The 10594-nt window shown below is 71.4% G+C and carries 8 protein-coding genes; 3 read left to right on the top strand and 5 right to left on the bottom strand.

The window, feature by feature from the left end; genetic code table 11:
- The 4 genes from AC4BGE_RS10865 to AC4BGE_RS10850 all read right to left on the bottom strand — a co-directional run.
- A partial coding sequence (locus tag AC4BGE_RS10865; RefSeq protein ID WP_490569029.1) for a DUF6801 domain-containing protein occupies positions 1–368 on the bottom strand: 368 nt, incomplete at its 3' end.
- Positions 369–516: 148 nt separating this feature from the next.
- Positions 517–1473: a hypothetical protein gene (locus tag AC4BGE_RS10860; protein ID WP_490575283.1), complete on the bottom strand. Its 957-nt coding sequence runs from the start codon at positions 1471–1473 to the stop codon at positions 517–519.
- 174 nt (positions 1474–1647) lie between these two features.
- Complete coding sequence (locus AC4BGE_RS10855) at positions 1648–1983, bottom strand: hypothetical protein (RefSeq protein WP_490569031.1); 336 nt, start codon at positions 1981–1983, stop codon at positions 1648–1650.
- Between the two features lie 16 nt (positions 1984–1999).
- Complete coding sequence (locus tag AC4BGE_RS10850) at positions 2000–2779, bottom strand: enoyl-CoA hydratase/isomerase family protein (protein ID WP_490575282.1); 780 nt, start codon at positions 2777–2779, stop codon at positions 2000–2002.
- Positions 2780–2875: 96 nt separating this feature from the next.
- On the opposite strand from AC4BGE_RS10850, the gene glgX reads away from it, so the two are divergent.
- On the top strand, positions 2876–5029 hold the full coding sequence (glgX, locus tag AC4BGE_RS10845; RefSeq protein ID WP_490575281.1) for a glycogen debranching protein GlgX: 2154 nt from the start codon (positions 2876–2878) through the stop codon (positions 5027–5029).
- Positions 5030–5211: 182 nt separating this feature from the next.
- Positions 5212–5736 (top strand): DoxX family protein, encoded by a 525-nt coding sequence (locus AC4BGE_RS10840; protein ID WP_490569034.1) that lies wholly within the window; start codon positions 5212–5214, stop codon positions 5734–5736.
- Positions 5737–5829: 93 nt separating this feature from the next.
- Here AC4BGE_RS10840 and glgP read toward each other — a convergent pair whose 3' ends face one another.
- On the bottom strand, positions 5830–8439 hold the full coding sequence (gene glgP / locus AC4BGE_RS10835; RefSeq protein ID WP_490575280.1) for an alpha-glucan family phosphorylase: 2610 nt from the start codon (positions 8437–8439) through the stop codon (positions 5830–5832).
- 178 nt (positions 8440–8617) lie between these two features.
- Here glgP and AC4BGE_RS10830 point away from each other — a divergent pair, with 178 nt between their 5' ends.
- Entirely contained in the window at positions 8618–10579 is a 1962-nt protein-coding gene (locus tag AC4BGE_RS10830; protein WP_490569036.1) for an alpha-1,4-glucan--maltose-1-phosphate maltosyltransferase, read from the top strand.
- Positions 10580–10594 lie beyond the last annotated feature (15 nt).

Raw genomic sequence — 10594 nt, 5'->3', positions numbered from 1 at the left:
GCGGTGCCCACCTGGGTGGTCGGCACGTTGACGGTGGTCGTCAGCGGGGCACCGTTCAGGGTGGACTCGCTCACCGAGGTCCCCTGCACCGTGGTCGCACCGAGAAGACGGAGCAGCTGGACGGTGTTCTCCGGCACGGTCACCTTGGAGGTGACGTTGACCGGCACGGTCTTGCCGAACGGCACCTCGGCCGGCAGGTCGGTGTCGGTCACGTTGGTGAACACCGACGCACCGGCAGCGGTCTGACAGTCGAACCTGAGCTCGGCACTGATGGCGGTCGCGTTGGGCGCGAGAGTCGCCACCCCGGTGGCGGCGACCGCCAAGGACGCTCCGACAGCCAAGGTCCTGCGAATGACGGTGTTGCGCATGTGTGGTCCCTCCCAAGGCCCATGAACATTACGAAGCCGTAGGTTACCGTGCCGTAACCTTGCTGGGCGGGTGGTCCAGACCGGGAGAACGACGAAGTCCCCGCCCCCGGCCGGAGCCGGGAACGGGGACCTCGAGGTCAGGAGAGCATCACTTCACGGTGAATGTGACCTTGTCGTTCGACTTCTTGGACGTGGCGCTGCCCTTGTACTTCAGGGTGGCCTGGTACTTGCCCTTGGCAGCGATCTTCTTGAAGGCGACCTTGCCCTTGCCCTTGGCGTTCAGGGTGATGGTGGCCTTGGACTTGTTCTTGCCCTTCTTGAGCACGACCTTGACGTCACCGGCCGCGGCGGTCCCGTCGTCGTTGGTCACGACGACCTTGACGACAGCCTTCTTCTGCTTCTTCTTGTAGATGACCGAGCCGGCGGTGTCGGTGCCCTGGACCGCGGGCGCCGGGGTCGGCGTCGGGGTCGGGGTCGGGGTGGGCGTCGGGGTCGGGGTCGGCGTCGGGGTCGGCGCGTTCGGGTCCACGACGTTGAAGGTGTCGACGGTGGCGTCGGCGGTCGCCGCCACCTTGCAGTCGACGCCGAGGGCGATGGGAGCGGGGCCGCCCGTGAAGTTGAGGGTGGCCGTGTAGCCGACCAGGCTCACGGTCTTCGCGCCGGCGGTGTCAGCGGTGTAGTCGGCGTCGAACTGACCCGCCACCGAGATGACGAACGGACCCTCGCCCGCGGTGTCGGTCTCGGGAAGCGTCGCAGAGCCGGTCACGGCCACGCCGTTGAGGGTGCTGTTCACCTTCGCGGTGCCGCTCATCTTCGTCCCGAGCCCGCGCGCCACCGGGGTGAGGTGGGCGGGGACGGTGATCTTCGCAGTGAACGTGGGGCGGACCTTCTCGCCGAGCTTCAGGTCGGCGAGGCTCGTGTCAGCCTCGGTGGTGAAGCCCTCCTGCGGGTTGTACGCGCCGCCAGCGATGCTGAGGGAGCAGTCGGTGGGGATGACCTTGCTGGCGGCGTTCGCGGGCGACGCCGCGAGGGCCGCGACGCCGGTGGCGGCGACGGCCAGCGAGGCGCCGGCGGCCAGGGTGCGACGGAATAGAGACTTGTGCATGAGGTGCCCTCCAAGGCAAGACGGACGGAAGGACTCGTTACCCTCCCGTAACTTCTGGGGTGACTCTAGTCACTGAACCCAGGATGTGGTGAACCCGCCTCGCGATCCGCACTGTCTCGACCACCGAACACCCGCACCGCCACGGAAGCCGTGGGCTCCTCCGCCGGGTCCGCGTCACGGCCCGACCAGGCGGTCGGCCAGCCGCCCGAGGACCAGCCAGACCAGGGCGCCGGTCCCCCAGCTGAGGAGCGCCGTGCGCATCGTGGAGTCACCGCCGAGGGCCGCCCAGACCCCGTCGCGCCGATCGAAGAGGCCCAGGTCGACGGCGTCCGCGGCCGACACGACGAACGCGACCACACCCGGCTGGCCCTCGCCGTCGAGCGCCACCAGCAGGGTGCCGGTGGCCAGGAGGACGGCACACGCGACGCAGGCCCACCACAGCAGGTACGCCGCCCGGGCCCGGGCCCTCCCGACGGCACCCGCGGGGTGACCGCGCTGCTGGGTCGTCATCTGTGCCCTCTCCTGCTCAGCGGCCGACGAACTCGGCCTTGCCCGGTCCCCTCTCAACGAAGGAGCCCATGCCGAGGTCACGGTCCTCGGTGGCGAAGAGGGCCGCGAACTGCTGCCGCTCGATCTCCAGGCCGGTCTCGAGGTCGACCTCGAGACCGCGGTCGATGCTGGTCTTGGCCGCGCGCAGGGCCAGCGAGGCGGCCCCGGTGAATTGCGAGGCCCAGGCCACGGCCTCCGCCAGCACCCGGTCGGCGGGCAGCACCCGGTCGACCAGACCGAGCGCGAGCGCCTCGTCGGCCTTGACCATCCGACCCGTGAAGATCAGGTCCTTGGCCTTGGCCGGCCCGATCAGGCGGGCGAGCCGCTGGGTGCCGCCGGCCCCCGGGATGATGCCGAGCAGGACCTCGGGCTGTCCCAGCACCGCGTTGTCGGCGGCGAAGCGCACGTCGGCGCAGAGCGCCAGCTCGCAGCCCCCGCCGAGGGCGTACCCGGTGATCGCGGCCACCACGGGCTTGGGGATCTTGGCCACCGAGGTGATCGAGGACTGCAGGCCGGTGGAGCGCTTGACCATGTCGGCGTAGGACATGTCGGCCATCTCCTTGACGTCCGCGCCCGCGGCGAAGACCCGCTCACCACCCCAGAGCACGACGGCCTTCACGTCGTCGGAGTCCGTGGCCTGCTGCGCCGCGACGCGGATCTCCTCCTGCACGACCATGTCGAGGGCGTTCATCTTGGGACGGTCGAGCCGGATCGTCCCGACGCCGTCGGCCACCTCGAGGTTGACGAACTCACCCATCTGTCTCTCCGCTCACTCGTGTCGGTCCCTGGACAGGATCGTGCCACCTGCGGCCATCGGCCACGCGTCGCACCCCCATCGGCCACAATGGCTTCGATGACTGCGGGAATGTGGGACCACCGGGACGAGCGCACGCACGTGTGGCCGGGGCGCAACTGGCCCCTCGGTGCGACGTGGACCCCGGAGGCGACCAACTTCGCCGTCTACTGCCCCCGGGCCCGGCGCGTCTGGGTCTGCCTCTTCGACGAGGACGACGTCGAGCACCGTGTCGAGCTGCTCGAGCAGTCGCTGGGCATCTGGCACTCCGAGGTGCCCGGAGTGCCCACCGGCACCCGTTACGGCTACCGGGTGGAGGGTCCGTGGGACCCCGAGCGCGGTCTGCGCTTCAACCCGCACAAGCTGCTGGTCGATCCCTACGGCGTGGCGGTCTCCGGCTCGGTGCAGCACCACCCGGCGGTGTACGGCCATGACGAGGACGACCCGCTGACCCCCAGCCGGCTGGACTCGGCCCCCTACGTGCCGCGCACCGTGGTCGTCGCCGACGACTTCGACTGGGAGGGCGAGACCCCGCTGCGGCGTCGCTGGCGCGACACGGTGATCTACGAGCTGCACGTCAAGGGGATGACCGCTCTCCACGACCGCGTCCCGGCGGAGCTGCGCGGCACGTACGCCGGGCTGGCGACCCCCGCGGTCACCGACTACCTGCGCGACCTCGGCGTCACCGCGGTCGAGCTGCTCCCGATCCACCAGTTCGCCACCGAGCCGGGGGTCGCGGAGCGCGGGCAGGTCAACTACTGGGGGTACAACTCCCTCAACTACTTCGCCCCGCACAACGGCTACTCCTCCAGCGGCGACCGCGGCCAGCAGGTCACCGAGTTCAAGGAGATGGTCAGGTCCTTCCACCGGGCCGGGCTCGAGGTCATCCTCGACGTCGTCTACAACCACACCGCCGAGGGCGGCCCGCTGGGCCCGACCCTGAGCTTCCGGGGCCTCGACGACCTCGGCTACTACCAACGCGTCGTGGACGCGCACGGGGACCCGGTGGTCCCCGACACCTACTGGGACGTGACCGGGTGCGGCAACACGGTCGACACCACGCGCACGCAGTCGCTGCGACTGGTCCTGGACTCGCTGCGCTACTGGGTCACCGAGATGCACGTCGACGGGTTCCGCTTCGACCTCACCTCGGCCATCACCCGCACCCAGCAGGCCGTCGACATGGGCAGCCACCTCCTGACCGCCATCGGCCAGGATCCGCTGCTGCGCCACGTCAAGCTGATCGCCGAGCCCTGGGACGCCTCCATGGACGGCTACATGGTCGGCCGCTTCCCGCCGCCCTGGGTGGAATGGAACGACCAGTTCCGCGACACGGTGCGTGACTTCTGGCGTGGGCACGGCGACGGGATCCGGACGATGGCGACCCGCCTCGCCGGCTCGAGCGACCTCTACGCCGACGACGGGCGGTCGCCGTACGCCTCGGTCAACTTCATCACCGCCCACGACGGCTTCACGCTCCGCGACCTCGTCTCCTACGAGCGCAAGCACAACGAGTCCAACGGCGAGTCCAACCGCGACGGCACCGACAACAACAGGTCGTGGAACTGCGGCGTGGAGGGCGAGACCGACGACCAGGGCGTGATCGCCCTGCGCCACCGCCAGGCGAAGAACCTGATGACCACGCTCTGCTTCAGTGCCGGCGTCCCGATGCTGACCATGGGCGACGAGCGGGGCCGCACCCAGGGCGGGAACAACAACGCCTACGTGCACGACGACGAGACCTCATGGGTCGACTGGCGTCCCGACGATGCCTGGCTCGACGTCTACGAGCACACCAAGACCGCGCTGCGCCTGCGACGCGAGCACCCGGCGCTGCGGCAGCGCCACTGGTTCGAGGGGCGGCCCACGATCAGGGGCGGACCCAAGGACCTGGCGTGGCTGCACCCGGAGGGTCGCGAGATGACGACCGCCGACTGGCACGACCGCTCCATCAAGGTGCTGGGGATGTTCGTCTCGGGCGACCCCCTGCGCTCCCCCGGCCCGCGCGGGGAGCAGCTCCGCGACAGCTCCTTCATGATCTGGCTCAACAACGAGTCGGTCCCGGTGCGCATCACCCTGCCGGAGAACGAGTGGGTGCAGAAGGGCGAGGTCGTGCTCTCGACCGACGAGCACCACCCCGCCGGCACCACGGTGCTCGCCGGGGACGTCTTCGAGCTCGCGGCCCGGTCGACCCTGGTGCTGCGCGAGGTCTGACCCCGGGGGTCGTGGTCAGTCGGCTCGGGCTTCGGAGGGCCATCCGGTGATCCACAGGGACGGCCAGGTCGCCGCACAAGAGCGAACGTCACGGCAGCCACGAGCACGGCGACGAGACGGCGCTTCGGGCGAGCGGCCCCGGCGCAGGTGTTCCCCGCGTCGCGATCGGGTAGAGGTGACCCATGGCCATCTCACGACTGCTCGCCCGTCCCCTGCTCAGCAGCATCTTCTTCTACGGCGGATACCACGCGGTCCGGAATCCCGACGCCCTCGCCCAGAAGGCCCGCACCCTGACCGACCGGGTGGTGCCCGCGGCCCGGGCCCAGGGCCTCCCGCTCCCCGAGGACCCGGCGACCCTCGTCCGGCTCAACGGCGCCGTCCAGGTGGGGGCGGCCGCGATGCTGGCCACCAACCGGCTGCCGCGCCTCTCGGCCACGGTGCTGGCCGCCACCCTGGTGCCGACGACAGTGGCCGGTCACCCGTTCTGGCAGGACTCCGACCCCGCGGCCCGGGCCCAGGACAAGACCCAGGTGGCCAAGAACCTCAGCCTCCTCGGCGGCCTGCTGCTCGCCGCGGTCGACACCGAGGGCCGGCCGGGCGTGGCCTGGCGGGCCCGGCGGATCGCCCGGGACACCCGGCGCCAGGCCGGTCACCTGGCCAAGGAGGCACGCCTGGAGGCCAAGCTCGCGGCGCGCTCACTGCGCTGAGCCCGCCGCTGCGCGGGGCCGGTCGCTTGCGCGGAGCCGGTCGCTTGCGCGGGGCCGGGTCGCTGCGCGGGGCCGGTGCGGGCCCCGCGCCCGTCAGGCCGGGAGCGCGACCAGCCCGAGCTCGGCCTCCGAGGCGAGCGCCCGGTGCCGCGGAACCACCCGCACGGTGTAGCCGAAGGAGCCAGCGTGGTCGAGCGGGAGGGTGGCGTCGAAGCGATGCCGTCCGTCCTCGTAGGAGTCGACCAGCTCCATCCGGGTGGTGGCGGAGTCGGTGAGCTCGTCGTCGAGCCCGGTCCGCCCGTGCACCGCCTGCACCTCGACGTCGTCGGGCGAGAGACCGTCCAGCGCCACGTAGGCGTGGACCGTCAGGGACTCCCCCACCTCCGCCGTGTCGCCGTGGTCCTCGGACTCCACGTGCTCCACGTGGACGCCGTGCCAGTGCTCGCGGACGCGCCGCTTCCATTCCGAGAGCTCCCGGGCGCCGGACCACTCCTCGGGGGCGAGCAGGCGGACGTGCCGCGCGGCCGGCGCGTAGAGCTCGCGGACGTAGTCGCGCACCTGCCGGGTGGCCAGCACCTTGGGCCCCAGCGACTTCAGGGTGTGCCGGACCATCTCCACCCAGCGGGTGGGCACGCCGTCCTCGTCCACGTCGTAGAAGCGGGGCGCGATCTCGTGCTCGAGCAGGTCGTAGAGGGAGGCCGCCTCCAGGTCGTCGCGCCGGTCCTGGTCGTCGACGCCGTCGGCCGACGGGATCGCCCAGCCGTTGCCGCCGTCGAACCACTCGTCCCACCAGCCGTCGAGGATCGACAGGTTGAGACCGCCGTTGAGCGCGGCCTTCATGCCCGAGGTGCCGCAGGCCTCATAGGGACGGAGCGGGTTGTTGAGCCACACGTCGCAGCCCGGGTAGAGAGGCTGCGCCATCGCGATGTCGTAGTTGGGCAGGAACACGATGCGGTGCCGGACCTCGGGGTCGTCGGCGAACCGGACCATCTCCTGGATGAGCCGCTTGCCGCCGTCGTCGGCCGGGTGCGACTTGCCGGCGATCACCAGCTGGATCGGCCGCTCGGGGTGCAGCAGGAGCCGCTTGAGGCGCTCGGGGTCGCGCAGCATCAGGGTGAGCCGCTTGTAGGACGGCACCCGCCGCGCGAAGCCGATGGTCAGGACGTCGGGGTCGAGCGCCTCCTCGACCCACCCGGTCTCGGCCCGGGTCAGGCCACGCTTCGCCGAGGACTTGGCGAGCCGGGTGCGGGCGTCGGCCACCAGACGCTGGCGCAGGACGCGCTTGAGGTCCCAGAGCCGGCGGTCCGGCACCCGGTCGACCAGGGGCCACAGGCTGTCGGTGTCGTCGTCGTCGACGTGCGCCCCCAGCTCGGCCGCGAGCTCGAAGATCTCCCGGGCCACCCAGGTCGGCCCGTGGACGCCGTTGGTGATCGAGCCGATCGGCACCTCGGCCTCGTCGAAGGCGGGCCACAGGCCGTTGAACATGCCCCGCGAGACGCGACCGTGGAGCTGGGAGACCCCGTTGGCTCGCTGGGCCAGGCGGAAGCCCATCACCGCCATGTTGAAGACCCCGGCGTCGCCGCCCTCGTAGTCCTCCGCGCCCAGGGCGAGGACCCGCTCCACCGGCACGCCGGGGGCCGGGGACGACCCGGTGCCGAAGTACTGCTCGACCAGCGAGCGGGGGAAGCGGTCGATCCCCGCCGGAACCGGCGTGTGGGTGGTGAAGACGGTCCCGGCGCGGCAGACCTCCAGCGCGGTGTCGAAGTCGAGCCCCGGGCCGTGCGGGTCCGCGGTCAGCTCGCGGATCCGCTCGATGCCCAGGAAGCCCGCGTGACCCTCGTTGGTGTGGAAGACCTCGGGCTCCGGGGCGCCGGTGATCCGCGACCACGCCCGCAGCGCCCGGACCCCGCCGACGCCGAGCAGCAGCTCCTGGTGCAGCCGGTGCTCGGAGTTGCCGCCGTAGAGGCGGTCGGTCACGTCCCGGTAGTGCTGGGGGTTCTCCTCGATGTCGGAGTCGAGGAGCAGCAGCGGCACCCGCCCGACCTGGGCCACCAGGACCCGGGCCAGCAGCGGGCCGTCGGGCAGGTCGATCGAGACCAGCACCCGGGTGCCGTCGGTCTCGCGCAACGGCGTCAGCGGCAGCTCGTCGGGGTCCAGGACCGGGTAGGTCTCCTGCTGCCACCCGTCGCGGGAGAGCGACTGCTTGAAGTAGCCCTGCCGGTAGAGCAGCCCCACGCCGGTGAGCGGGATGCCCAGGTCGGAGGCGGCCTTGAGGTGGTCGCCGGCCAGGATCCCGAGCCCGCCGGAGTACTGCGGCAGGACGGCGGTGATCCCGTACTCGGGCGAGAAGTAGGCGATGGCGCGCGGCGTCGCCCCCCTCGCGCCCGGGCCTGCGTCGGCTCCGCTGCGGCGCTGGAACCACCGGTCGCCGCCCAGGTAGTCGTCGAGCGAGTGCCGGGCGGCGGCGAGCTCGGCCAGGAAGTCGCGGTCGTCGGCCAGCTGCTCGAGGCGCTCCCGCGAGACAGCACCCAGCAGGCGCACCGGGTCGTGTCCCACCTGGCGCCACAGGTCGGGGTCCACCGCGGCGAAGACGTCCTGGGTCTCGGGGTGCCAGCACCAGCGCAGGTTGCCCGCGAGCACGCCGAGGTCGGCCAGCGCCCCCGGGAGGACGGGACGGACGGTGAATCGCCTGATCGCACGCATGACCAGAAGGTAGGGCATTTTCTTTGATCGATCCAACGCATGATCCGTCCCCGATCCGGGGTACATGGCGCGCGTCCGGCGAGGCGGCACCCGCAGCGCCGGACGGTCCGGCCCGGCGCGAGTTGCGCCGGGCTCCGCCGTTAGCGAGTGTGGGGACATGGTCGGTCGAATTCCAGTCATGGGGGTCCACCCCGTCGTAGATCTCGGGCGTCAGCCCGCGAAGGCGACGGTGGACGAGCCCCTGCCGGTGCGTGCCACGGTCTTCCGGGAGGGTCACGACCAGCTCGGCGCCGAGGTGGTGCTGGTGGCCCCCGACGGATCGCGACGGCCCCCGGTGCGGATGACGCCCCACCCCGAGGAGAAGACCAGCTACTGCGCCGAGGTCGTCCCCGACTCCGAGGGCGCCTGGAGCTTCGAGGTGCACTCCTGGTCGGACCCCCTGGCCACCTGGCAGCACGACGCCGGTCTCAAGATCCCCGCCGGCGTCGACGTCGAGCTGATGTTCACCGAGGGGGCCATGCTGCTCGAGCGGGTGCTCGCCGAGGGCGGCCTCACCCGGGAGGAGAAGAAGGCGGTGACGGGCGCGGCCAAGGCCGCCCGGGACACCCGCCGTCCGGTGGAGGCCAGGCTGGCGGTGATGGAGTCGCCCGAGCTCGGCGAGGTCCTGGCGGCCCACCCCCTGCGCGACCTGCTCACCGTGGACGGCCCCTACCCGCTGTGGGTCGACCGGCAGCGCGCCCTCTACGGCAGCTGGTACGAGTTCTTCCCGCGCTCCGAGGGGGCCACCCAGGACCCGGCCACCGGCCGCATCACCAGCGGCAACTTCACCACGGCGGCCAAGCGGCTCGACGCGGTCGCCGAGATGGGCTTCGACGTCATCTACCTGCCGCCGATCCACCCCATCGGCGAGGTCAACCGCAAGGGCCCCAACAACTCGTTGACGCCCGGCCCGGACGACCCCGGCTCGCCGTGGGCGATCGGCAGCAAGGACGGCGGGCACGACGCGATCCACCCCGACCTGGGCACCCTGGAGGACTTCGACGCCTTCGTCGCCCGGGCCGGCGAGCTGGGCCTCGAGGTGGCGCTGGACCTGGCCCTCCAGTGCGCCCCGGACCACCCCTGGGTCACTGAGCACCCCGAGTGGTTCACCACCCGCGCGGACGGCTCCATCGCCTACGCGGAGAACCCCCCGAAGAAGTACCAGGACATCTACCCGGTCAACTTCGACAACGACACCGCCGGCATCTGCCGCGAGGTGCTGCGCGTCGTGCGCCACTGGATGGCCCACGGCGTGCGCATCTTCCGGGTCGACAACCCGCACACCAAGCCGCTGGCCTTCTGGGAGTGGCTGCTCAAGGAGGTCCGGCGCACGGACCCCGACGTGGTCTTCCTCTCCGAGGCGTTCACCGTCCCGGCGATGATGCACGGCCTGGGCGCGGTCGGCTTCCAGCAGTCCTACACCTACTTCACCTGGCGCACGGCCAAGTGGGAGATCGAGGACTACCTGCGCGAGGTCAGCCACGAGAGCGACGACGTGATGCGGCCGAACTTCTTCGTCAACACCCCCGACATCCTGCACGCCTTCCTGCAGTACGGCGGCCCGCCGGCGTTCAAGATCCGGGCGGCGCTGGCCGCGACCGGCTCGCCGTCCTGGGGGGTCTACGCCGGCTACGAGCTCTACGAGCACGTGGCCGTCCGCCCGGGCAGCGAGGAGTACCTCGACTCGGAGAAGTACCAGATCAGGATCCGCGACTGGGAGGGCGCGGCGGCGCAGGGCCGGACCCTCGCGCCGTACCTGACCCGCCTCAACGAGCTTCGTCGCCGGCACCCCGCACTCCAGCTGCTGCGCAACCTCACGGTGCACTCCTCCGACGACGACCACGTGCTGGTCTTCAGCAAGCGGCGTCGCCTCGAGGACGGCGACGACACGGTGCTGGTGGTCCTCAACCTCGACCCGCACAGCACCCGGGAGACCATGGTCCACCTCGACATGCCCGCCCTGGGCCTGGGGTGGCACGACTCGTTCATCGCCCACGACGAGATCTCCGGCGACGAGTGGAGCTGGAGCCAGCACAATTACGTCCGCCTCGACCCCACGCACGAGCCTGCACACATCATCCACGTGAGGAGCCCCCGTTGACGGAGATCTCGACCG

The organism is Nocardioides sp. Z50_6, from assembly GCF_058215755.1.
Note: the sequence above shows the minus strand (reverse complement) of the source record. Positions and strands in the feature narration are given on the sequence as shown.

Excerpts from the sequence above, each read along its gene's own strand:
- AC4BGE_RS10830 (WP_490569036.1), top strand. The coding sequence starts at position 8,618 with ATGGGGGTCCACCCCGTCGTAGATCTCGGGCGTCAGCCCGCGAAGGCG.
- AC4BGE_RS10860 (WP_490575283.1), bottom strand. The coding sequence starts at position 1,473 with ATGCACAAGTCTCTATTCCGTCGCACCCTGGCCGCCGGCGCCTCGCTG.
- glgP (WP_490575280.1), bottom strand. The coding sequence starts at position 8,439 with ATGCGTGCGATCAGGCGATTCACCGTCCGTCCCGTCCTCCCGGGGGCG.
- AC4BGE_RS10840 (WP_490569034.1), top strand. The coding sequence starts at position 5,212 with ATGGCCATCTCACGACTGCTCGCCCGTCCCCTGCTCAGCAGCATCTTC.
- glgX (WP_490575281.1), top strand. The coding sequence starts at position 2,876 with ATGACTGCGGGAATGTGGGACCACCGGGACGAGCGCACGCACGTGTGG.
- AC4BGE_RS10850 (WP_490575282.1), bottom strand. The coding sequence starts at position 2,779 with ATGGGTGAGTTCGTCAACCTCGAGGTGGCCGACGGCGTCGGGACGATC.
- AC4BGE_RS10855 (WP_490569031.1), bottom strand. The coding sequence starts at position 1,983 with ATGACGACCCAGCAGCGCGGTCACCCCGCGGGTGCCGTCGGGAGGGCC.